We start from the raw sequence: 22701 nt of genomic DNA, 5'->3' as shown, positions 1-22701 counted from the left end.
GCGACCTAGGGAACCAGGGGTTCCCTGGGTAAGAACAAAAGCATTACCTTTAAGTGCCGAAAGGCATGAAATGCTTTTGTTCTTGCCTTTAAAGCCATTTTAACTTTTCAATATCTTGGTTAAATTCGTCCATCAATTGGGTATAGACAGGACCCGGTGAGCGATAATCCAATTGCCCAACAGCACTTACCGGGATGGCTTCAATGCCGGTGGCTGTGACAAATATTTCATCCATGGTGGGCAGTTCCGCCACTTTCACCGGGCGTTCAATACATTTTAGCGATAATCTACCCGCCAATTGCATGATATAACTGCGGGTAATACCCGGAAGAATATAGTTGGATAAGGGCGGGGTGATAAGCTCTCCCTCCTTCACAAAAAACACGTTGGAGGCCGACCCCTCAGTAATAAAACCCTCTCGTTCAAAAATTACTTCAAAATACCCTTCCCTAGCAGCCCGAGTCTTCATCAGCGTGTTAGCCATCAGCATGGTACTCTTAACATCACACCGATGCCAGCGAATATCCTCGGCCAGGGATACTTTGACCCCCTGACGTTCCTTTTCCCAACTTCCTGCAGGAATTAAATACATGGTTATCATCGGCGTCATGTTGTCTAAGAAACCGTGGCTGCGAAATTGAACACCACGAGTTACTTGCAGATAGACCCAGCTTTCCGGTTGATTATTCTTTTCTACTAATTGGCTGATTGTTTCCATACAATGTTTCCTAGTAAAATAATCGGGCAGCAGTATCTCCATTTCATCGGCACTACGCTTAAGTCTCTGCCAATGATCCGCCAAGGTAAATACCCGCCCCCCGTAAACTCTTACTACTTCATAAATGCCTTCACCGAAAGTATATCCCCTGTCGTCAATAGACAATGCTGCATCTTCCTTCTTCTTGATGACACCGTTTTGATAGACATACATTTCTAAACCCCCCGATTAAAGAATTGCAGCAACTAGTGTTTTGCCGACTGTTCCACCGTGACTTGAATCACCTGACTAAATCTATTCATTGTGCCTACCCACCGAAAAAACTTTAAGCCGATTTCTACAAACCAGCCCATGGTGAGAGCAGATATGATAGTACCCCATCCCACCGGACCGCCCAATAAAAACCCCAATACCAGTACGATACTTTCAATACCGGTTACCACCAAACCCACTCTCTGTCTTATCTTCTTTACCAGGGCCAGCATCAGACTATCCCTGGGGCCTGAACCCAGGTTGGCACTGATATACATGGCTATTCCCCAAGCTACCAACGCAGTCCCCGCCAGAAAGAGTAATAGCTGCTGCCAGAGCTTATCGGCAGTTTGTAAAGAAACCACTACTGGGTAAAACCAATCAACAAAGTAACCAATAAAAAGCATGTTCAGTATTGTAGCCATACGCGGTTTCACCGCCAGCAAAGTACTGATGACTATACAGAGAAGACTTACCAATATGCTTGCTTGGCCAAAAGTAAGCATAGTCTTAATAGCAATGCCCTGATGTAATACCCCGTAACTGGGTAGACCTACCTGAGCCTGGCGCTGCATATCAATGCCCACAGCAATAATCGCAAAACCAGCTATCATGTATAAATATTTAAACATGTAAACCGTACGTCTACTTGACATGGTACAGTCCTCCACTGCATTCCACCCTATCCTGCTCAAGCAGCTGCCCGAGGTGTTTTTCCAACATCATGCCCTCGAAAAATTCATGTGCTTGTTTAGATTGATGCGGATGGATGATACATTTAGGTACCAACTCTGCCAAAGACATTGGCCTTTCCTTTAGAGCATTTGTAATCTTCTGTTCTCTTTCAAAAACTACTCCTGCGTATCGGTCCAGAGCAAATTCTATCTTTTCGGTAACCACCTTACCATGACTAGTAACCACTGTGTTAGGTTGAAATTGCTTCACCCGCTCAATGGACTGCAAAAACTGTTGAATATCAGAGCTCTTATTACCGTACCATGGGCCAAAGGAGCTTAAATCAATATCTCCGGTAAATAAAATTCCTCTTTCCGGTTGGTACAGCCCAATATGGCCCGGAGTATGTCCGGGTAGATGTACTACCTGCCACTGCATTCTGCCGGTATTAATCCACTGCCCATCTGTCAATACTTTGTCTACCTCAGTAGAATATAGATCGTCTGGTACAGGAAATGCCTTCAACAGCTCTGTCCAAAATTTATCGTCGATACCGACAAAACGGCAGAAGTCTTCCTTAGACCGCAGTGCCGGGGCGTCATATTCATGGGCCCAGAATTCCGATTCCTTAAAGAGGCTATTATGGGCAATGTGGTCTAAATGATAATGTGAATTTATCACCACATCCACATGGCCGACCTGCTCCAAAAGTTTCTCCAAAGGCTCCCGGCCGCTTCCTGTATCAACTAAAATTTTTATATCATCATCAATAAATAGGCCATTACAATAGGGTGGGCGTCCGTCATTCTCCCCTATTACCAGTTTTACTCCATCAGCAATATTCCGCAACAAATACACTCCTTGTCATCAATTAGCTAAGATTAAATTCTTCCAGTAAGATAGAATTCTCCTAAAAAACCTCATTTCCTGCGTGAATTTTCAGCCATCGTTTTTATTAGAGGGATATTCGTGAGAAAATAGAAAAAGAATAAAAACAGTATCAAAAAAAACGGAGGGGTCTATGTGGCAACAAAAGAACAAGTAATGGAAGTACTTAAGCAGGTCAATGATCCAGAAATAGGTAAAGACCTGGTGACACTGAACATGATTAAGGATGTGTCCGTAGAGGGCAATTCTATATCCGTTACAGTAAATCTTACCGTCAAGGGCTGTCCCATGAAACAAACCATCAAAGACGATGTAAAGCAGGCGGTAAAATCACTGAATGATGTAGATGAAGTAACAGTGATATTTGGCGAAATGACCGCAGAAGAAAAACAAAGTCTGGCCAACTCCTTAAAAGGGACGCAGCAAGAAAAGGGGGCGGTCTTTGAGGGTGTCTCCGTGATCGCGGTGGGGAGTGGTAAAGGCGGCGTAGGTAAGTCCACTGTTGCCGTTAACATGGCCGTCGCCCTACAGAAGGCCGGTAAAACCGTTGGCATCTTGGACGCCGATGTGCTGGGTTTCAGCGTTGCCACCCTGCTGGGAATTGAAGATAAGCGCCCGATGGCTTTAGACAAAGAGACTATCCTGCCAATCCAGGTGTACGGCTTAAAAGCCCTATCCATGGGTAACCTCACCAAAGGAAATCAAGCTTTAATCTGGCGGGCACCGGTAATTCGCGGCGTGCTGGACCAATTCTTCTATAACGTCCAGTGGGGCGATTTAGATTACCTAATAATTGATCTGCCTCCGGGTACCGGCGACATCCCTCTAACCATTATGCAGCAGCTTCCTAAAGCACACCTGCTGTTAGTGACCACACCTCAGTCCGCTGCAGCTCAGGTGTCCGTTCGACTGGGTTCCATGGCGCGGCAAATGAACATTGATATCCTGGGAGTAGCAGAAAATATGTCATATTTCCAATGCCCTGACTGTGGTAATAAATATTTCATTTTTGGTCAAGGCCAAGGAGAAAGAATTGCCGCCGAACTAAATGTGGAGCTGCTGTCGCAAATACCGTTGGCTCCGGAAATTAGGGAAAAAAGCGATGAAGGCGCACCGATCGCTTTAAACGACGAGCATCCCCTGGCGGCCAACTACCATCAACTGGCCGCAGGCATAATCAAACAAACCAAATTCAAAGCTTAACACTGCATTAGTATTGACATTATAAACCAAAAACAATATTATTTTAGATAAATGGCGATGGAGCTCGCCAAAACCGCTTGGCAGTAAGCTGATGGCTCCTACCCGGTTGGGTAGGAGCCATGTCTTTAGGTTATGGAGGTGACTTTATGTTATTTGTCTACATCGGTTTGGGCGGTGCTATCGGTGCCATTATGCGTTTTCTGGTTTCCAATTGGACTGCCGAACATTTCGTAAGCGCCATACCCATAGGTACTCTGACAGTTAACACTGTAGGCAGTTTTTTACTAGGCCTTCTTTATACTGTTGGCCTGCAGACAAACGTCAGCGACGGCACCAAAGCCCTGCTCACCGTTGGCTTTCTTGGCGCTTTTACTACCTTCTCCACTTTCAGCAACGAAATATTGGTTCTGTTAGAGCAGGGCCGAATCAAATACGGTCTTTTCTATTTATTCATCAGTATTGTTGTGGGATTGGCTGCCGCAGCCTTGGGTCATGGTACAGCCAGTTTTTTTTTAGCTTCTAGTAAGCAAAAAGAGCAGTCCAACGACTAAAATGCTAAATGAACCCTTTAAATATTTCTACACAATCGGCTCAAAAGGATACCCTAGACCGTCCGCCACCACCGGATGGGTCACTTTACCGGCACAGACATTCAATCCTTTGGCCAAAGCCAAATCTTCCCGGACAGCCTGTAGATAGCCCTTGTTAGCGATATTCAACGCATAAGGCATAGTGGCATTGGTCAAAGCGAAAGTTGAAGTGCGAGGCACGGCGCCAGGCATATTAGCCACCGCATAATGCAGGACACCGTGCTTGGTGTAAGTAGGTTGGTCGTGGGTGGTTATACGGTCAATCGTTTCAATGCATCCACCTTGGTCAATAGCCACGTCCACAATCACCGCACCGAAATTCATCTGTTTTACCATCGCTTCAGTCACTAGCTGAGGTGCTCTGGCCCCGGGAAGCAGTACCGCACCGATTAAAAGGTCAGCGGTTTTTGCCGCCTGTTCGATGTTAAAGCTGTTGGACATCAGGGTCTGCACTTTAGACCCAAACAAGTCGTCCAAATGCATCAGTCGGTCCGGGTTAATATCCAGTATGGTAACCCGGGCACCCATACCCACCGCCATTTTGGCTGCATTGGTACCTACTACACCGCCACCTACGATCACCACATTAGCTGCCGGCACACCGGGTACCCCGGCCAAAAGAACTCCCCTGCCCCCTTTGGGTTTTTCAAGAAACTGGGCGCCGATTTGCACACTCATACGACCGGCAACCTCGCTCATTGGAGCCAATAAAGGCAAAGCGCCGTTTTCCAGTTGGACCGTATCATAAGAAATCCCTACCACTTTTTTTGCCAACAGCGTTTTTATCAATTCTGGTCCCGTCGCAGCATGCAGATAAGTAAATAATATCTGCCCCTCCTGGAAAAGGTCATACTCCTCGGGTTGAGGTTCCTTTACTTTCATAATCATTTCTGAATGGGAAAAAACATCCGCCGCTGCCGCAACTTCTGCGCCGGCATTCTTATATTCCCCGTCATTAAAGCCGCTGCCCATCCCGGCATTTTCTTCCACAATTACCTGATGGTTATTAGCAACCAAAGCTTCCACACCAGCAGGAGTAATGGCAACGCGGTTTTCATTATTTTTAATCTCTTTAGGTATTCCAATTATCATCACGATTCACCCCACAAATAGTTTTCATTATACTTTTGCAACTTCCATACCAAACCCTTTCGAGGTCGAAAACCCTTATTTTATGGGCTTTGATTGATTATCAGAATTGCCAAAAGACGGGATGTGGAAAGAATTATTTCCACATCCCGTCTTTTGGCTTGGTTATTTATATAGTTTAAAGGGTTTTAGGTGATTTTTATTGTTCGGAAAGAAAAATTTCCACTGTCAACTATTTTTGCCATGAGGAATGTTATATTTCTTAATTTTATTCAACACTGTTGTATGAGAAACCCCTAACTGTGACGCCGCTTTCCTAATAGAACCGGTTTTTTGGATAGTACGGCTAACAACCTGTTTTTCAACCTGATCCATAATTTCCGCCAGAGATTGCCCTTCATACCCCTCTTTATCCATCCTCCCGACACCGGGGTCAATCATAATCACGTCGGCAGTGAGCCATTTGCCGGCCACTAGATTAGCAGCTCTTTCAACCACATTCTCTAATTCCCTGACATTGCCCGGCCAATCATGATGGTACAGTTTCTCCAAAGCTTCTTTGCTGACAAACTCCACATTTTTGCCAAAACGTATATTCATTTTAGCTAAAAAGTGGTTCACCAACGGAGCTATATCCTCCATCCGTTCACGCAGCGCCGGCAAGAATAATGGAATAACGTTAAGCCGATAATAGAGGTCTTTACGAAACTCATTCTTTTCTACCATCTCTTCTAGGTTTTTATTGGTGGCAGCTATGACCCGGACATCAATAGCTGTTTCTTCCTGTCCACCAACCCGCCGAACCTTACCCTCCTGCAGTACCCGCAGCAACTTTGCCTGCAGGTGGGGCGATATTTCGGCTATTTCGTCCAAAAAGATTGTACCGCCGCCGGCAAATTCGAATAAACCCTGTTTGCCGTTTTTCCTGGAACCGGTAAAGGCCCCGTCAGTATAGCCGAATAACTCACTTTCCAGCAGGGAATCCGGCAGCGCCGCACAGTTCACCGGTACGAAAGGCTGCTCTCTGCGTGGACTAGCCATATGAACGGACCGCGCAAACAGTTCCTTGCCGGTGCCACTTTCACCGCGTAAGAGTACCGTAGAACTTCCCTCGGCCACCCTTTCACCCATTTGAATTACGCACTGCAGTTTATCACTATCGCCCACTATATCTTCGAATGTTACCATGGTGGGCTTGGTCATGGAATAAACCAACCGCCGTACCTCAGTCATATCTTTAATAGTAGCCACCACCCCTACCACACGCTGATGCTTGTCCTTGATGGGGCGACCGCTGGTGACATAATGATATTTCCTGCGTCCTTTATTAATACATATCTCCTGATGACTATAAGCCTGGCCGTTGGCTAAACAGTGCAGCATGGGCAAATCAGCCGGTAAAATTTTGCTTATTTTTTCGCCGATTAATTCATCCCGCTTCATCCCGAATATTGCCTCTGCCACGGGGTTTACCGTGGTAATCCTTTCTTCCCAGTCAATAGACAGTACCCCTTCACTGACAGAGTCAAGAACCGCTTGCAGACGCTGGGTCACTCCCTCCCAGGGAAGCAGCTCTATTTCCACACATTTACCGACTCCCACAACAGCTTCTATTTCCTTAAAAAGAAGGCCCCGTGCCACTACCCCTTCCCTTTCTACTTCAAAAAACATGCTGTTCGGTACTACTTCCAGATTGTTGACATTGATATCATTTTGGGTTAACACTGCCGAAATATCCTGCAGCAGTCCCACCCGATCTTGGTTTAACACTTTAAATTTTAATACCGCCATAGCAATCCATCCTTTGCCCAAGTTGACACTAATTTCTCGTTTTTAAGCTCATATTCCTTTAGCAATACATAACAATGAAGAGAATAAAGAATTTTAGTAAAGAGAATACCATTCTAATAAGGAGCAGGTGGTGACTAAGGTGGATACTAAACTCACTTCACTGATAGATAGTGCTTGGCAAACTCGGGTTAAATTTTTTCCTCGGGAAATTCAATTTGATTACCCGCATAAGACTAAAGCGCTTAGTCTTACCGGTCAAGATTGTGACCTTAATTGTGCTCATTGCGGCGGCCATTACCTTAAACAGATGCAGCCTGCATCAAGAGAGGCCGGTAGTACGGAAAAATACAACAGCTATCTGGTCAGCGGCGGCTGCAGCAAAGATGGCAAACTGCCGCTGGAACAAAATAAAGAGCTTATTAAGCATCTCCGGCAACAGGGTAAAATCAACCTTCATTCGGGGCTGGTATCATCTCGGGAAGCAGCCATGCTCCCGGAAATCTGCGACACAGTTTCCTTTGATATGGTGGGAGACGATGTGACTATTCAAGAAGTTTATGGGCTTAACCTTTCCGTATCCGACTTAAGGGAAAGCTATAATAATTTGCGTCGTCATGTAAAAACCCTTCCCCATATCTGTATCGGTTTAAACGGGGGGGAAATCAGCGGCGAATACAATGCCCTGGATATTCTGTCCGACGATGGGGCGGACGGTTTGGTCTTCCTGGTCTTTGTGCCCACTCGGGGTACCCGTCTAGCTAATAACCAACCGCCGCCGTTGGAAGAAGTGGGAGAACTGCTGGCCCGGGCCAGAAATATGTTTCCCACTACTGCAATTCATCTTGGCTGTATGCGACCCGGTGGGCTCTACCGGAAGAAGCTTGATTGTCTAGCTGTAAAATGCGGTGTCAATAAAATCGTCCTTCCGGTAAAAGCTGCTGTAAAGACCGCCTCTGATTTGGGTTTAACTATCAAAAATGGAGAGGAGTGCTGTGTATTATGATAAGAGTTTCTGCAGGTACCGCGGATGTACTGGGTTTAAAAAAACTGTCCACCGATGCTCCGCCCACCACAGCATACCTGATGGCAGGTGATAAATGCAGCAGGGACTGCGCTTTCTGTCCCCAGGGCCGCAGTGTCCCTAAGAACAGCAACAGGTTGTCCCGAATAACCTGGCCCGATTACCAGGTTGAAAGCGTTTTGACTAAGATTAGTACCGCCGTTAAAGCAGGCCGGCTGCAGCGAACCTGCTTACAGCTGACCCATGGAACGAACGCATTATCAAACGCAAAGGAATTTTTACAGCATCTGAAAAACAAATCTACAGTGCCCGTATGTATCTCTGCAGCTCTTTCTCACGTTAAGGAAGCCGAAGCACTAATAGAAGCGGGAGCCGAACGAGTAGGCATCCCACTTGATGCAGCCTGCCCCCGAATTTATGGACATACTAAAGGAGGTTCTTTTGACAGTCGTTTGGCCTTAATAATCGAAGCGACAGCCATACTGCCCGGCAAGATCAGCACCCACCTAATTGCGGGGCTGGGCGAGACAGAGGAGGAAATGATAGATATCATGTCCCTGTTAATCAAATCCGGTGTTACCATCGGACTTTTTGCCTTTACGCCGGTGCGGGGTACTCGCCTGGAGCATGCCTCGCCTCCGCCGCTACCAAGTTATCGGCGTTTGCAGGCCGCCCTTTATCTGATGGTAAATAAATTTACTGAAAAAGATTCATTTACTTTCGTGGATGGCATCCTGACTGACTTTGGTCTTCCTGCGGGAGAACTCTGCAGCCTGCTAGCCACTGGCCAGGCCTTCCGCACCAGTGGATGTCCCGGCTGTAACCGACCTTACTATAACGAAAGTCCAGGCAGTACCCTCTATAACTATCCCCGGGCATTACATGCAGAGGAAAAACAAGCAGTTCTACGGGAACTGGGGTTATTAAATTGAGTAAATCAAAGTGGCGTCTGCTCAACACCGGCTGTAACCCCGGCGCCTATAATATGGCCGTAGACGAGAAGCTGCTGCACCAGGTAATTACCGGTGACAGCCTGCCTATCATTCGTTTTTATTCTTGGGCACCGGCTGCAATTTCCTTGGGTTATTTTCAGAAACCGGAAGAAGTGCTTGACCTGGCAGGGTGCAGGGATCGCAATATTGATGTGGTAAAACGAATTACCGGCGGTAGGGCGGTGCTGCATCACTACGAAGTCACTTATAGTATCATTGCCTCGGAAAACGAAACCTTAGTCTCAGGTTCCATCATCCAATCTTATTTAAAAATCAGCAAAGCATTGCTTCGAGGGCTTCGCTCACTCAGCATCCCGGCAGAGCTGGTGCCCCACGGCGGCAAAAAAAAGGGTTTAACCACCGCCTGCTTTGATGCGCCTTCCTGGTATGAATTAACTATATCGGGGAAAAAACTGGCGGGCAGTGCCCAGACCCGGAAACAAGGAGCACTGCTCCAACACGGTTCAATACTGCTTGATCTGGACATTAACGAGTTGGCCGACACCATGAAATTCTCCGGCCCCCAAGCAAAAGATCGGTTTAAAAGAATGATGGCAGACCGGGCCTGTGCCATAAATCAAATAATGCCCCGGCAATTTACTGTCCAAGAAGTTACAAAAGCCCTGACAAATGGCTTTATAGATGAATGGCAGATAAATGCTGTACCGGATAAACTGACCAAAAAAGAAAACCGGCTTATCGCCGGACGAATGAACAAGGCCAAAGGAAAGGCCGTATTTAGTTAACCTAATTAGAGCGAACCTTGCTTAATTCCCCTTAGTTGGGATTTGTTTTCCCGGTAGATGCGTACAATTCGTTCAAGAAAATTAATAATCTGTTCAATTTCATAACCGATGTTGGCCAACTCCATTAAGGATGTAACATTGCCGCGATTTTCCGCCACTAGATGCCACTGGCCGATTTTTTCTTTTAATTGGGCAGCAAGTTCCTTAGTTTCCCCGGATCTAGATAAGATATAGTCATGTATGTCCTCATCCCTGGTAGTCAAAAATGCAATTAGATTATCCTGGACACTGACGGTCGCCGCCAAAAGCTGTTTAATAACCTTAATGATTTCCTCATATTCCGGAGTTGCTTCTGATAGGTTAATATCGCGCATGGCCCGATTGTACTCCGTATTATAAATCCCCAAAATTCGTTCGAAAATTAAGTTGAATGAGGATAACATGCTCTCATACATTATCACTCTTTCATTGTTATTATTACCGCGTCGAAAGCCAATTTCGTTTTTAAATTGGAACAGACTTTTGCGTGTTTCATCCAATGCCTCCCGGATTTCACCGACCACATTGTTAATCGCTTCTTCATGATAACCCCTGCCGGCGATAAAACCAGTAAGCACTTTGACATAAAATGCTTTCAGCTTATAATTAAGGGTCTCTATATTTACAAAGAGATCTTGTTCAAAATTGGGCGGCGCAAAAAGAAAATTAACTAATACGCCAATAATAATGCCGATAATGGTGGAGAACAGCCGTTCGCCGGCATAAAGGTATGCCGGCCCAGTGACATTGGTCATTACTGCGGCAGCGGTAATTGCAGTAAGCACCACCGCATTCTGCAGTTTCAAGTTGAGCGTAATAATAATTGAGATAATTACTGCCAGCCCCACCAGTACCGGGTCGGTATCGAGAAAATAAGCCATCACAAAGCCCACTAACCCGCCGATTATGGTAGCTACCACCCTGTTCCATCCTTCAGTAAAGGATTGTGCCAAAGACGGCTGAATACCGATAATCGCAGCAATTACTCCCAGCATAGCAGGAATTCCCAATAGTTCGCTGGCCCAGATACTTAATATTACTGCCAATCCGGTTTTCCATATGCGTGGTCCGACATTCATAACTTTATCTCCCTTTCCTGCTTTAAGTACGAGTTTGAAAAGTCCATCGCAGCAGGAGCGAAAAGTGCGCTGCCCCACTTGTGGTCATAATTGCGTATTATATCAAATGCACCGTTAAAAGTCTAAAGAAAAAAAGCACCCGAACCCAAAAGCCCGAATGCTTACTCCCTTAATCCAAGAAATAAAGAACCATTTATACAATTAACGCCTGAGTGCCTCAACCGGGGGAACAGCCGATGCGGATACTGCCGGATAAACACCAAACAAAAGGCCGGCACCAAGCGCAACTCCAGTGGCAATCTCAATGGACTGGAAACTGATGGCCGTCTCAAACCCATATTGGGCAAAAAGATTTATGCCCCAAATACCGGCCGCCACCCCGGCAATTGACCCAACTGCACTTAAATACAAAGCCTCCAGGAGGAACTGCACCAACAGGTCGCTTTGCTTTGCCCCCAGCGCCCGCCGCACGCCGATTTCGCTGGTCCTTTCCGTAACCGCCACCAGCATAATATTCATAATGCCCAAACCACCTACCAGCAGTGATACCGCAGCAATGCCGCCTAGAAGCAAGGTCATCACCCGGTTGGCAGTATTCGCCTCATCCACCAGTTGATTGAGGTTTGTAATAGTAATCACATCTTCACTGGTAGAAAGCACCGGCAGTTCATTTTTATCCGGACCGCTCGGCGCAGGCATACCCGGTTTTCCTTCTGCCGTCGGCATGCCGGGCTCACCTTCCTGCTCCCCGGGGGCTGCCGGTGTGGGGGCCTTCTGGTCCAATCCCAACTGTCTACGGAATATACGCCCTAACTGAACCACCGCCAGATCTGCTTCTTGAGGTGAACCGGCTTTCCCCCAAATTTCCTCCACCGTCTTCTTTTCCGCAATACTCTGGGCGGTAGTATAAGGAACTAATATCTTATTGTCAATACCTTCAGCGTTACCTTCCCCTTTTTCGGAAAGAACACCGACAATCCGATAGGTACGACCGTTAATCGCAAAGGTTTGGCCCACCGGGTTACGCCCGCCCAGTAGTCCTACGCCAATGTTATAGCCCAGCACCGCCACCGGCGAGCGCTGTTTTACATGCCATTTAGTGAAAAAATGTCCTGCCATTAATGCATGGTCCCGTATTTCCGGAAACTCATAATTGACACCGATTATATCTGCATTACCCCGAGCCCGGCGCCAGCGCATTAAGCCCTTGGTATGTACTACCGGTGTAGCCATCTCTAATCCTTCCACCCGTTCCACCAACTGTGCCGCATCTTCCGGAGCGAATTCCACCTTCGGATCCTGAACCTTGACTACAATTACATTGGTGCCCATGCTGCGGAACTGACTCACCACCGCCTGTCGCGCTCCTTCGCCAATGCCCATCAGACTGACCACCGAAGCAACACCAATAGCCACGCCGAGAATTGTTAATGCTGAGCGCAGCGGGTTAGCCAGGACGCCATGCCCAGCCATTTGGGCGGTAAACCAAAGCCGCACCAATAATCCGCGCATTTTCTTGGCCATGCTATCACTCTCCCTTGGCCGGTGCAGGCTGGCTGCCCCCACCGTTATCTCCTCCGTTAGCCGGCTCTTCACCGCCGCCATCACCGTTGGAAGGCAGCAGGCCGTCTTGAGACTGTATATGCTGGCTGGGCAGAAGGTCCGCGGTGCTTCCGGTTACCACAAGCTGCCCTTCTTCCAAGCCGCTTTTTATCTCAGCATTGCGATCATTCATCAAACCAATTTCCACTTTGACAACTTTAGGCATACCGTTATCCTGGAGCACCTCTACCTTAGATTGGCTATCCTCTTCGAAAATAGCTTCCAACGGCACCATCAGCACATCTTCAGCGCTACCCGCGTCAATGAAGGCCTGGGCCTGCATTCCCGGCCTCAGTTCTGCACTACCGGTGACTTGAACACCCACTTGGAAACGAGGAATGCCGTTTTGGTCACTGCCCATGGTGGAAACATGGGTAACCTTACCTTCGAAGGTTTTGTTAGGCAGAGCCGCCACTGTCACTGTTACCGGTGCATCTTGTTTCACAAGTAATACATCTACATCATCCACCTGCACCCACATCTGCATATCTGAGGTGGTGTAGATATGCCCAAGCCAACGCCCGGGTTCAATAGTCTGCCCAGGTTCGCTCTCTATCCTTGCTACAATGCCATCCATGGGCGCACGTACCTCCATCTGTTCAAACTGAGCATAGAGCTGCTGCAGATCCATTTCCTGTTGTTGAATCTCATCTAAATCTTCCCGGATCTGCTGACGGGCATCTTCTCCGGACAGAGAAACGAGAGGTGCGCCTTCCTCTACAGTTTCCATCTCATCTACATAGATTTTTGTGGCGATAGCTTCAGCGGTGCTGAGCACAGATTCCTCATCCACATATCCCTTGACTTCAGCATAATATCGCAGCCAGTTCGCCTGAGTGGCATCCGGTTCTTCGCCCACTGCAAGAGCAGTGGTTAGCAGCCCCACTTGAACCAGCATTCCGGGACGCACCAGACCAGGGTTTTTACCTTCCAGTGTAACCCGGTAGATTAGCTGATACTGCTCCTTACCGTCACCATCACCGGCATATTGAGCATCCTTCAGCTGAGAACGCTGTATCGGCGCGGCACTAGAATTAACATTGGTAACTTTAGCTTCAATCAATCCGCCAAATTCCGAAAAACGCAGTACCGCCTGTTGACCTTTCTTCACGGTTTCAAATTCTCCCGGGGTCAAGCTGGCGGTAACCTTAAAGCGAGAATCATCCACCACTTTCGCCACGATTGAGCCGGCAAGCATTTCTTCACCTTCAGACACCTCAAGACCGATTACCCGACCGCTGATGGGTGCTCTTAAGGTAATGCCCTGGGCCGGGTTTATCTGGCTTAGCTCGCTTACCGGTATGTTAAACTGCTCTGCCAGTGCCTTTTTATCTGATTTAAGCTGCTTTTCCATATTTTCTATTTTAGTTTCCAACTCCGGCGAACTCAGCTTCACCAACAGTTGGTCCTTTTTGACGTTATCGCCTTCCTTCGCCAAAACTTCGTCAACTATGTAACTGGAAACCCCCGACGTCCTAGGGCCGTAGCCCCCGGGCACTTGAATACCACCACCGTTAGATGGATTTAATGTGCCAGTGGCATCTACGCCTACCGCGATGTCACCACGCACCACCTTTTCCGTAGCGTATACCGGCCCCTGGGCTTCTTCAGCCGGCGGTGGAACCAATTGACGGTAAGCGTAATAACCGCCACCTAATACCACAGTCACTATTACCAGAATCATTCCCAAGCGCTGCATCATTGCACATTCACCTCCGCTTTATTCTCCTTTACCGTTTCTTCCCGCTCTACTTCACCGTCCAGCAAACGAATGATACGGCGGCCAAAGCAGGCAATATTTTCTTCGTGAGTAACCTGAACGATAGTCAATCCCTGCTCTTTGTTTAACTTTTGAAATATAGCCATAATATTATCACCGGTCTTAGAATCCAATGCACCGGTGGGCTCATCAGCCAGAATCAACTTCGGTTCCCCTACCAAAGACCTGGCAATAGCCACCCGCTGCTGCTCACCACCTGAAAGCTGAGACGGCCGATGGTGAACCCTTTCACCCAACCCCACTGCCTCAAGAGATGCCGCCGCTCGCCGGTGCCGTTCCTTAGCCCCGATACCTCGGTATATTAACGGCAGCTCCACATTGGCCTGAGCGTCCAGGTCAGGAAGCAAATGAAAGCTTTGAAATACAAAACCGATAAAGTCGTTTCTGATATCAGCCAAGCGGCTGTCGCTAAGCTTTTCCACCCGCTGACTCGAAAGCTCGTACAGCCCGGCGCTGGGTCTATCCAAGCAGCCGATGATATTTAACAGTGTTGACTTCCCCGAACCGGAAGGACCCATAATAGAAACAAAATCCCCCTGTTCCACTGACAAGTCTATTCCTTTTAATGCATCAACCAGCACCTGTCCACTTTTGTACTGACGGGCCACCTGTTCTAATTTTAACAGCAAACTCTCCCCCCCAATCTACCACCTAACACTTAAGTTCTTCGCCAATAATTGTTAGTTTCCTCCAGCTATCCTTTTCAAGTTACGTTAATCTAACAACTATTAGACGTACAGGCTGGGAAAAAGTTCCCAAACCAGGCATAAAAAAACAGCCCCGGATAAATATAACCCTTAAAAAGGCTGTTGGAAACGTACCCTGCAGGTATTTCCAGTTTGCTGGCTCTGGCGCAATTGATGCCCTAACTTTTTGCGTCCGCTGTGATGCGCTTTTCAAACGCTCGTTTAAAGAGGTTATTCGAAAAGCCCACCGTAGTTGAGCGGCATTATCTTTATTTAACTTTGGACAAACCGAAGCCTTCCCCGGTTAAATGATAATGTGTACTTCCCCGTGACCGTAATATGCTCCAAATCTTTAATTTCTTCCTTCAGAGCCGGAGAAAGATACATCTCGTGTAAATTCAACGTATCGTGAATCATTACCACCCGTGCACATTCCGGAGCATCAAGACCGAGACTCGCCCATGCCTGAAGCAATGCCCGCTCATCATCAGGCATAACCACGGGTATTTTAATACGCTCCAAAAAATTGGTAGTGAGACCGTTCTTATATGTAGCGGGAAAATCTATGGCATTATATAGTTTCCTGGTTATAATATCAGCTAGGCCCACACCATTGGCATTACCATGGGATGCCGCTGATAAACCTAATACTGCGATTCGTCGGATTTCCGGTAGTTTGGGCTCGGCAACTCCCTCCAAATAAAACCTGCCGATAACATTGGTATCCATACCAGTGCCGCTATAGTTCTTACCCATTTCCTCCACCACCAACAGGTCCAAATTATCAACGGGCAAGCGGGACATCATTTTCTTGGCTTTCTGAAGCAACTCTCGGTCAACCCGCTGAAAGTCGGCCGGCGCCGCCCCTGCCAGCAGCGCAGTTTCCTCGGCACCATTTTCTATAATGCCGATACCACCAATTACCGGCAGACATTGTAACGTAGCATTCCCCATCTCCACCACTGTCTGCGCCATCCGGGCAGGGCCGTGCCGATGGACGACCGCTGCACCGGCGGCACGCCCCAAACCCACCGCCAGCATTTTCAATAAGCCGCTCTCATGGTCACCCCGAAAGGCGGTGTGGGCCTTAACTCGGTTTACTACAATCACGCCATCCGCCTTCTTGGCCTCCACCGCACAAAAGACCGGCAGCCCCTTAGATGTCTCGTCCAGCTGTATCGTTTCGGAAGATACTGCCAATGGCATTTTTACCGTATCCTCGGTAATGCCTAAGCTATGCAGCACCTCTAACATTCCTTCAGCAGTACCGCCGCCATGACTGCCCATGGCCGCGACAAGAAAGGGTTCACCACCCAGAGCGCGAACTTCCTGACCCACAAGTGCCAGTAGCCGAGGAATATCAGTTATTCCTCGGCTGCCAGCAGTGATGGCAATACTCTGTCCAGGTTTTATCCTTTGGTCAATGCCCGCTTCGGAAAAGGCCCGTTTCATCGCCCTATCCAGATTTTCTTCCTTTTGGTCATCAAAAACCTGTCTGATTTTATAAAACTCTGGGAAACTTTGCATATTATGCCACCCCTTAACTTTACCAACTATTAAATGACTTCTATTCCACCTGAGGCAGTACCAAGCTCGCCTGAGGCATTAAGTAGCTGAGGAAATTTTCACCGTGTTTGTCCCGCACCATCTGCAGCGCTTCATCCAAACTAGCCGCATAACGGAAAAACATCTTTTCTGTATCCTCCCGGGACATATCCGACACCAAGATTACATCCTTTTCTTTTAGCACCTGAGCTATTGCAAAAGCCTTGTGGCCGCCTAAGACGAATTGCTTATGGAAACGCTCGAAAATGTCCGCCAGTTTGTCAGCCTCCCGGACCCATTCCTCGAAAGTATCCTCACCAAAACCTTCAGCGCACCGCCCAATCAGCACGATTGTACCACCGGGTTTTACCGCCCCGGCCGCGTTTTCCAGAGCTTTTTGCGCTTGGTAAATGTTCAAATCCTTAGGATGTCCGCCTGCCCCGGCAATAATCACATCCGCCTGCCGGGAGATTTTTACCACACTCATTTCTTCACAGGCTTTGACACCGGCCAGCCAGGCCTGATCCAAGTCTCCGGCCACTACCGACACTACTTCCTTATTACTATTGGTAACTACATTGAGGATAAAATCCACTCCGGCCATACGGGCTGCTTCCAACATAACCCAATGAACGGGGTTTTCCTTATAGCTGCCGGTTGCTGCTCCCGGTTCAGTCATACGAGAATGATTGTTGGTAATTAATTCCCGGGCTGCAACACCGGGAAGAATGGACTTCCGTCCGCCGGAATAGCCGGCAAAGTAATGCAGGCCGATTAAGCCGGTGGTAATAACCATATCTGCTTCGGCAACCTCCCGATTAATCACCAGCTCAGTACCGTCAGTCATTTTGCCCAAAGAAACTAAATCATTATCGCAATCATGATTAACCACCCGAAAACGGTCCGCTATTTCCGGTGTGAAGGTATCTCGATTCTCTTGGTCGGTATTTGGCCGATGGATTCCGGTAGCTACCACAAATACTACCTGGTCATCCTCTACCCCCGCCTGTACCAATTGCTCCACCAGCGGTGCCAGCATATAGTTATATGGCGTGGGCCTGGTAACGTCATTTACCACCACTGCAATCTTTTTCGGCCGTTTTTTATTAACTATTTCTGCCAAGGTATCACTGCCAATAGGCTGGGCCAGGGCCTTTTTCACGGCAGCCAAAGGATTTTCCACTCCTGCCACCAGTTTAGGATCAACCTCCGCCAGGACATTACTTCGGTCTAATTTGCCCGTAACATACTCCTTACCATAAGCCAATTTAATCTCCATTGTCTCCCCTACGCAGGGCTCACCACCTCTAAAAATTAATTGTCGTTTATATACTATTCCAATTTATTATTTTATCATAAATATTTGATACAATCATGGCTGCTAGAAAATGTATACATGATACTTTTATTGGAACAATTCAAGTTTTTAGAAATTTGCTGTATAATATTATGCGAGGTGAAAAGAATGCAAAATGAACAGTTAGTAAAAGACCTTCAAGCTATCTTGGGCAGTGCTAAGGTACTCTCTGAGAAGCTGGACTTATTAAGTTATTCCTATGATAGTTCCTTTATGGCACGCAACAATCGTTTTGTCCCCGATGTAGTCATTACCCCCACTAGTACTGAAGAGGTCAGCAAGGTGATGAAGTACGCATTTAATAATAATATTTCTGTCACCCCCCGGGGTGCCGGTTCTGGAGAAACCTGCGGCTCTCTAGCAATTCAAGGCGGCATTGTCATGGATTTGGCCACCTGGGATACCATAGAAGAAATCGACGCGGAGAATATGCAGGTACAGATGCGCCCCGGTGTTATTCATGCGGAACTTAATAAAAGATTGGCTGAATACGGCCTCTTCTTTCCACCAGACCCGGGCAGTTCCCAAATGTGTACCGTAGGCGGCATGGTAGCCAACAACAGCAGCGGTCTGCGGGCAGTTAAATACGGTACTACCGAGCAGTATGTATTAGGCCTTGAAGTCGTGCTGCCCAACGGTGAAGTAATCGTAACGGGCGGTGTCAACTGTCGGGCCATTAAAAACGTGTCCGGTTTGAACCTGACAAAACTCTTCGTTGGTTCTGAGGGTACCCTGGGCATTATCACCAAAATTCGTCTGCGTCTCTGGCCCAAGCCCAAAGCGCGAGGCATCCTGATGGCTGTCTTTAATGATTTGGAGCAGGCACCCCAGGCGGTGCTGGATGTATATAAAGGCGGTATACTGCCTTCAGGGATAGAAATCCTAGATTCTTCCGCCATTAAAGCGGTAAACGAATATAAGCCCGACATCAATCTGCCTAATGCCGAAGCAATCCTATTATACGAACTGGACGGCAACCCCGCCAGTGTCAAATGGGAAGGTGAAGAAGTTTCCCGCATTGTCGGGTTACTGGCTGCCAATGTGGAATGGTCCACCGACCCCCAACGCATGTCAGAGCTTTGGCAGGGTCGGGCAGTAACGGCCACGGCAGCTGCCCGAGTTAGAGAAGATGGCAGCCGTATCTTTGCCGGTGAAGATATTAGTATTCCTTTAAACAAAGTAACTGAGTCCTTAAAAAAGATTAAAGAAATAGGTAAAAAATATGGAATCGGTGTAGTCAACTACGGCCACATCGGCGACGGCAACGTACACACTGCTCCGGTAATCAATCCTGAAGACCCGGAAGAAGTGAAGCTAGGTGCAGCCTTAGCCGACGAAATTCACCTTCTAGCTATTGCCATGGGCGGCGTCACCACCGGCGAACATGGTGTAGGAGCTGTGCGGTCCCAATATGCCCGGAAAGAACACGGTGCCGCGCTGGATGTAATGCAGTCAATCAAAAGAACCCTAGACCCCAAAAATATTATGAACCCGGGAAAGCTACTGCCTGAGGAGGGAAACAAACATGGCACTTCAACAAGTTCCGGCAGTTAAAGACTTACTGCGTAAATGTGTGCGCTGCGGCAAATGCCGTTCCGTCTGCCCTATCTTCAAAGAAATAAAAAACGAAGGGGCCGCACCCCGAGCCCATGTTTTTCTCACGCAATTGATGCGAGATGGGGAGCTAGGCGCCACTGCCGACGTGGCCGAACGGGCCAGCCGCTGCCTGCTATGTAAATCCTGCAGTAAGGAATGTCCTTCAGGTATACCTGTGGACCAAATGGTAGTTGCCATGCGGCATCACCTCCACGACTTGAATAATGATACTACCAAAAAATTAATGCTCAATCATATGTTTAAAGATAGAAAAGCACTGGGGCGGGCGCGTTTTCTGCTCCAAAGCTACCAGTCAACCGGTATAAAAAGCCTAGTTCAAAAGACAGGCGTCTTGGGACTCGTGTCAAAAGATCTCGATAAGGCCAATAAACTGATTGCCCCGGTTTCCGGCACCATGGCCAGCAAAAACATTCCGGAAACGGCCCCAGCAAAAGGCAAACGCAAAATCCGAGTGGGCTATTTCCTTGGCTGTGCCACTAATATGTTTTATCCAAAGCGGGCAAGGGATACTGTGGAAGTTCTGACGGCAAATAACTGCGAGGTATTCACACCTTCAGATCTGCATTGCTGCGGCATGCCCCATATTGCTAACGGTGATGCAGAATCTGCCGCAGCCATGACTCGGCATAATTTCAAAATTTTCTTTGACGCTGGAGTGGATGTAATTATCAGTGATTGCGCTTCCTGCAGCAGTATGCTGCAGGGTGATTATTACGATCAGCTTTTCCAAGAGCTGCCGGAAGAGATAGCTCACTTTAAAGGAAAAATCTATGATTTAAACAAATTTCTCATTGATCATGTGGACCTGAACAATGATCTAGGGCAGCTTCCCGCCGTAAAGGTCACCTATCACGACCCCTGTCACTTGGTCAAAAGTCAGGGAGTTACAAAAGAGCCCCGGCAGCTGCTTAATATGGTCCCCGGTGTGGAATTAGTAGAAATGGTTGGTGCCGACCAATGCTGCGGCGGCGCCGGTACTTTCAGCATGGGTCACTATGACCTATCCCGGAAAATTTTGGACCGAAAAATTCAGGCCATCGAGGACACCGGTGCCGAAATACTCACCACTTCCTGCCCTGCCTGTTCGATGCAGTTAGGCCACGGCCTCAACGAACACGCTATGCCCCTAACAGTTAAACATCCGGTAGAATTTTTGGCGGAAGCTTATCGCCAGGCCAAACGTTCTACCAAAATTAGCTAGAGAGATTAATGGCTATGTAATAAAGAAACCGTGCACCCTTTCAGTGCACGGTTTCTTTTTATCCCATTTCTTTCAGTTTATTCAGTTCCTCTACTAACATTTCCAATTCCTCATCATCTTTGGCCAGGTAAATGGCCCCGGGACCGCAGTGATGTACACAAGTGCCGCAGCTTTTACATTTACTCTTATCGTAAGCTATTTTCCCCTTTTCATTATCGAACTCCAGGGCCAGCGGTACACAATAGGACGCCGCCGGACAGTCCTTACTATTATCGCAGATATCTGGGTCAACATAGATAGGCATTTCTATTCCTCCTCATGATATATGTTCGACATTCAGCGCATCGCTGCCCCGCCAATTGAGATAACGCATATATAGAGCTGCGAAAGGTACCTGCAAGAGATAGCCCACAGCAATTAGAAACACTGCCAGCCCCGCTTCCAGTGAGCTAATGGTCAGAGCCATGGCAATGGTAAGATTGCGCATGGTAGTGCCGTATATCAAGGCCACCCGATCACCATAATCCAAGTATTTCTGCCCCAGTAAGTTACTGGCCAGTAATATTAAAGCATAATAGATTGCCAACGGTACCAGCACATTTAACACCATCTGACCATCGCCTAAAATAGTCCTGCTTTTTAAGGACGTGGCAATAAAAACAATTAAAATCACACCAGTTGAGCTGATGCCGGCAAACTGCGGTTTCATTGCCTTAAATCCCTTCATACCGTATTTCTTAGTCAGCAGGCGCCGGGTCAAGTCACCCAAAATCAAAGGAACAACCACTACCTGCACCAAACTTTTTATAACCAACATGGTATCCAATGGGATTACCCGACCCAGTAGTAGTTTGAGGTAAAGCGGTATCATCACAATTGCTAACAGCAGGTTCACTGAAATTATTAATAATGCGGTTTTCATATTACCATTTGCCAGCCCCGTCCAGGAAGCTGTCATGCCGCTGGTAGGAACTAATGCAATCAACATCAGACCCATGGTCAGAGTTGGGTAGTCCGCGAAAAAAAGTCTGCTAAGAACATATGCAAGTAAAGGCGAAAAAATAAAGTTTATGGCGACACTATAAAGCAGCGGCCTGGGTGTGGAAAAACCCGACAACACGTCGGTAACTTTCAGATTAATCATCATAGGGTAAATCATCAGAAATATTACCGGGGTCAGAAACTGCTTGTAATAACCGACTTCGTTAAAATAGCCGTTTACCAGCCCCAACCCAATAGCTCCCATAATCAAATAAGGTAATTTGTCCTTAATTAGTTTAAATATTGTCATTTAATACCCCCCTAGGGTTAAGTTGGTTTTTATTATACTATATGTTGATTACGCTATCAAGCCCATTTTTCATATTTTAGCGTAAATCGATAACTTATAATTATATGCAAAACTCTTGCCGTTATTCCCTTCTAAATTGAAATAAAGCGAATTACACCTTTTAAAATACCGCAAAGCTGTAACCACATTGGATTTGAGCCATAGTATAATAACAAAAGTTAGTCTGGGGTAACTCTTATAGCCGCTAATAAATTTTTTTCACGCGGCAAACCAAGGGGGAAATCTAATGGAAAAGCAGATGACGTTGTATCAACTGGACACCGGCAGGGGCGGTATCATTGACAGTTTAACAGCCAGCGGCAGATTACGCCGGCGGTTATTGGACCTGGGGTTTATCCCGGGAGCTCTAGTGACATGCGAACGACAAAGTCTTTTTAATGACCCAAAGGCCTATGCAATACGCGGCGCCATGATTGCTCTTCGCAGGGATGAAGCCAAGCTGATCAAAATAATGCCGATAAAGTAATGAAAGGGGCTTA

Annotated in this window: 21 protein-coding genes and 1 riboswitch; of the genes, 8 read left to right on the top strand and 13 right to left on the bottom strand. The window is 47.4% G+C overall.

Going from position 1 to position 22701, the window contains the following annotated elements; all coding sequences use genetic code 11:
* Window positions 1–88: 88 nt before the first annotated feature.
* From MFMK1_RS04480 to MFMK1_RS04470, 3 genes are read right to left on the bottom strand one after another with little or no spacing between them, the layout of a single operon-like run.
* Window positions 89–931 (bottom strand): aminotransferase class IV, encoded by an 843-nt coding sequence (locus tag MFMK1_RS04480; RefSeq protein WP_366923950.1) that lies wholly within the window; start codon window positions 929–931, stop codon window positions 89–91.
* Between the two features lie 32 nt (window positions 932–963).
* Entirely contained in the window at window positions 964–1626 is a 663-nt protein-coding gene (locus MFMK1_RS04475) for a YczE/YyaS/YitT family protein (protein WP_366923949.1), read from the bottom strand.
* Window positions 1616–2494, bottom strand: coding sequence for an MBL fold metallo-hydrolase (locus tag MFMK1_RS04470; RefSeq protein WP_366923948.1), 879 nt, complete (start codon window positions 2492–2494; stop codon window positions 1616–1618). The genes MFMK1_RS04475 and MFMK1_RS04470 overlap by 11 nt, the downstream gene beginning before the upstream one ends.
* 174 nt (window positions 2495–2668) lie before the next feature.
* Between MFMK1_RS04470 and MFMK1_RS04465 the strand changes: the two genes are divergently transcribed.
* The gene (locus MFMK1_RS04465; RefSeq protein WP_366923947.1) at window positions 2669–3736 is read left to right on the top strand and encodes an Mrp/NBP35 family ATP-binding protein; all 1068 of its coding nucleotides are present in this window, start codon (window positions 2669–2671) and stop codon (window positions 3734–3736) included.
* 44 nt (window positions 3737–3780) lie between these two features.
* A riboswitch (Fluoride riboswitch) is annotated at window positions 3781–3844 on the top strand.
* A gap of 38 nt (window positions 3845–3882) precedes the next feature.
* The gene (crcB, locus tag MFMK1_RS04460; RefSeq protein WP_366923946.1) at window positions 3883–4287 is read left to right on the top strand and encodes a fluoride efflux transporter CrcB; all 405 of its coding nucleotides are present in this window, start codon (window positions 3883–3885) and stop codon (window positions 4285–4287) included.
* Window positions 4288–4314: 27 nt separating this feature from the next.
* Here the strand turns inward: crcB and ald are convergent, their stop codons facing one another.
* Window positions 4315–5418 (bottom strand): alanine dehydrogenase, encoded by a 1104-nt coding sequence (gene ald, locus MFMK1_RS04455; protein ID WP_366923945.1) that lies wholly within the window; start codon window positions 5416–5418, stop codon window positions 4315–4317.
* Between the two features lie 225 nt (window positions 5419–5643).
* On the bottom strand, window positions 5644–7206 hold the full coding sequence (locus tag MFMK1_RS04450; protein ID WP_366923944.1) for a sigma 54-interacting transcriptional regulator: 1563 nt from the start codon (window positions 7204–7206) through the stop codon (window positions 5644–5646).
* Between the two features lie 139 nt (window positions 7207–7345).
* Here MFMK1_RS04450 and lipS1 point away from each other — a divergent pair, with 139 nt between their 5' ends.
* The 3 genes from lipS1 to MFMK1_RS04435 are packed head-to-tail and all read left to right on the top strand — an operon-like array spanning window position 7346 to window position 9965.
* Window positions 7346–8209 (top strand): LipS1 family lipoyl synthase, encoded by an 864-nt coding sequence (gene lipS1 / locus MFMK1_RS04445; RefSeq protein WP_366923943.1) that lies wholly within the window; start codon window positions 7346–7348, stop codon window positions 8207–8209.
* Complete coding sequence (lipS2, locus tag MFMK1_RS04440; RefSeq protein WP_366923942.1) at window positions 8206–9159, top strand: LipS2 family lipoyl synthase; 954 nt, start codon at window positions 8206–8208, stop codon at window positions 9157–9159. Before lipS1 ends, lipS2 begins: the two co-directional genes overlap by 4 nt.
* The gene (locus tag MFMK1_RS04435) at window positions 9156–9965 is read left to right on the top strand and encodes a lipoate--protein ligase family protein (RefSeq protein ID WP_366923941.1); all 810 of its coding nucleotides are present in this window, start codon (window positions 9156–9158) and stop codon (window positions 9963–9965) included. Before lipS2 ends, MFMK1_RS04435 begins: the two co-directional genes overlap by 4 nt.
* 5 nt (window positions 9966–9970) lie before the next feature.
* On the opposite strand, the gene MFMK1_RS04430 is transcribed toward MFMK1_RS04435, so the two are convergent.
* From MFMK1_RS04430 to larAH6, 6 genes are all read right to left on the bottom strand, one after another.
* Window positions 9971–11083, bottom strand: a complete 1113-nt coding sequence (locus tag MFMK1_RS04430) for an FUSC family protein (protein ID WP_366923940.1) — start codon at window positions 11081–11083, stop codon at window positions 9971–9973.
* A 201-nt stretch (window positions 11084–11284) separates the two neighbouring features.
* The gene (locus MFMK1_RS04425; RefSeq protein ID WP_366923939.1) at window positions 11285–12607 is read right to left on the bottom strand and encodes an ABC transporter permease; all 1323 of its coding nucleotides are present in this window, start codon (window positions 12605–12607) and stop codon (window positions 11285–11287) included.
* Between the two features lie 4 nt (window positions 12608–12611).
* Window positions 12612–14387, bottom strand: a complete 1776-nt coding sequence (locus tag MFMK1_RS04420) for an efflux RND transporter periplasmic adaptor subunit (protein WP_366923938.1) — start codon at window positions 14385–14387, stop codon at window positions 12612–12614.
* Complete coding sequence (locus MFMK1_RS04415; protein ID WP_366924876.1) at window positions 14384–15091, bottom strand: ABC transporter ATP-binding protein; 708 nt, start codon at window positions 15089–15091, stop codon at window positions 14384–14386. The genes MFMK1_RS04420 and MFMK1_RS04415 overlap by 4 nt, the downstream gene beginning before the upstream one ends.
* A gap of 333 nt (window positions 15092–15424) precedes the next feature.
* A complete protein-coding gene (locus MFMK1_RS04410) occupies window positions 15425–16678 on the bottom strand; it encodes a nickel pincer cofactor-dependent isomerase, group 22 (protein WP_366923937.1) in 1254 nt (417 codons plus the stop codon).
* Between the two features lie 40 nt (window positions 16679–16718).
* A complete protein-coding gene (gene larAH6 / locus MFMK1_RS04405) occupies window positions 16719–17975 on the bottom strand; it encodes a nickel-dependent malate racemase, LarAH6 family (RefSeq protein WP_366923936.1) in 1257 nt (418 codons plus the stop codon).
* Between the two features lie 186 nt (window positions 17976–18161).
* On the opposite strand from larAH6, the gene MFMK1_RS04400 reads away from it, so the two are divergent.
* Entirely contained in the window at window positions 18162–19607 is a 1446-nt protein-coding gene (locus MFMK1_RS04400) for an FAD-binding oxidoreductase (protein WP_366923935.1), read from the top strand.
* Window positions 19579–20871 carry a (Fe-S)-binding protein gene (locus MFMK1_RS04395; RefSeq protein WP_366923934.1) on the top strand — a complete coding sequence of 431 codons (1293 nt, stop codon included), beginning with the start codon at window positions 19579–19581 and terminating at the stop codon, window positions 20869–20871. Before MFMK1_RS04400 ends, MFMK1_RS04395 begins: the two co-directional genes overlap by 29 nt.
* Window positions 20872–20929: 58 nt before the next feature.
* Here MFMK1_RS04395 and MFMK1_RS04390 read toward each other — a convergent pair whose 3' ends face one another.
* Both MFMK1_RS04390 and MFMK1_RS04385 read right to left on the bottom strand, forming a co-directional pair.
* Window positions 20930–21175, bottom strand: coding sequence for a 4Fe-4S binding protein (locus MFMK1_RS04390; RefSeq protein WP_366923933.1), 246 nt, complete (start codon window positions 21173–21175; stop codon window positions 20930–20932).
* A gap of 12 nt (window positions 21176–21187) precedes the next feature.
* A complete protein-coding gene (locus MFMK1_RS04385; protein ID WP_366923932.1) occupies window positions 21188–22162 on the bottom strand; it encodes an arsenic resistance protein in 975 nt (324 codons plus the stop codon).
* Between the two features lie 286 nt (window positions 22163–22448).
* Between MFMK1_RS04385 and MFMK1_RS04380 the strand changes: the two genes are divergently transcribed.
* Window positions 22449–22688 carry a FeoA family protein gene (locus tag MFMK1_RS04380; protein WP_366923931.1) on the top strand — a complete coding sequence of 80 codons (240 nt, stop codon included), beginning with the start codon at window positions 22449–22451 and terminating at the stop codon, window positions 22686–22688.
* The last annotated feature ends 13 nt before the right edge of the window (window positions 22689–22701 follow it).

Origin of the sequence: Metallumcola ferriviriculae, assembly GCF_035573695.1 — a bacterium.
GTDB classification, from domain to species: Bacteria; Bacillota; JADQBR01; order JADQBR01; family JADQBR01; genus Metallumcola; species Metallumcola ferriviriculae.
This window is presented reverse-complemented; position numbering and strand designations above follow the sequence as displayed.

Bases quoted from the DNA above. Each gene is read 5' to 3' on its own strand.
- MFMK1_RS04480 (WP_366923950.1), bottom strand. From the start codon at position 931: ATGTATGTCTATCAAAACGGTGTCATCAAGAAGAAGGAAGATGCAGCA.
- MFMK1_RS04475 (WP_366923949.1), bottom strand. From the start codon at position 1,626: ATGTCAAGTAGACGTACGGTTTACATGTTTAAATATTTATACATGATA.
- crcB (WP_366923946.1), top strand. From the start codon at position 3,883: ATGTTATTTGTCTACATCGGTTTGGGCGGTGCTATCGGTGCCATTATG.
- ald (WP_366923945.1), bottom strand. From the start codon at position 5,418: ATGATAATTGGAATACCTAAAGAGATTAAAAATAATGAAAACCGCGTT.
- MFMK1_RS04450 (WP_366923944.1), bottom strand. From the start codon at position 7,206: ATGGCGGTATTAAAATTTAAAGTGTTAAACCAAGATCGGGTGGGACTG.
- lipS2 (WP_366923942.1), top strand. From the start codon at position 8,206: ATGATAAGAGTTTCTGCAGGTACCGCGGATGTACTGGGTTTAAAAAAA.
- MFMK1_RS04430 (WP_366923940.1), bottom strand. From the start codon at position 11,083: ATGAATGTCGGACCACGCATATGGAAAACCGGATTGGCAGTAATATTA.
- MFMK1_RS04425 (WP_366923939.1), bottom strand. From the start codon at position 12,607: ATGGCCAAGAAAATGCGCGGATTATTGGTGCGGCTTTGGTTTACCGCC.
- MFMK1_RS04420 (WP_366923938.1), bottom strand. From the start codon at position 14,387: ATGATGCAGCGCTTGGGAATGATTCTGGTAATAGTGACTGTGGTATTA.
- MFMK1_RS04410 (WP_366923937.1), bottom strand. From the start codon at position 16,678: ATGCAAAGTTTCCCAGAGTTTTATAAAATCAGACAGGTTTTTGATGAC.
- larAH6 (WP_366923936.1), bottom strand. From the start codon at position 17,975: ATGGAGATTAAATTGGCTTATGGTAAGGAGTATGTTACGGGCAAATTA.
- MFMK1_RS04400 (WP_366923935.1), top strand. From the start codon at position 18,162: ATGCAAAATGAACAGTTAGTAAAAGACCTTCAAGCTATCTTGGGCAGT.
- MFMK1_RS04395 (WP_366923934.1), top strand. From the start codon at position 19,579: ATGGCACTTCAACAAGTTCCGGCAGTTAAAGACTTACTGCGTAAATGT.
- MFMK1_RS04390 (WP_366923933.1), bottom strand. From the start codon at position 21,175: ATGCCTATCTATGTTGACCCAGATATCTGCGATAATAGTAAGGACTGT.
- MFMK1_RS04385 (WP_366923932.1), bottom strand. From the start codon at position 22,162: ATGACAATATTTAAACTAATTAAGGACAAATTACCTTATTTGATTATG.
- MFMK1_RS04380 (WP_366923931.1), top strand. From the start codon at position 22,449: ATGGAAAAGCAGATGACGTTGTATCAACTGGACACCGGCAGGGGCGGT.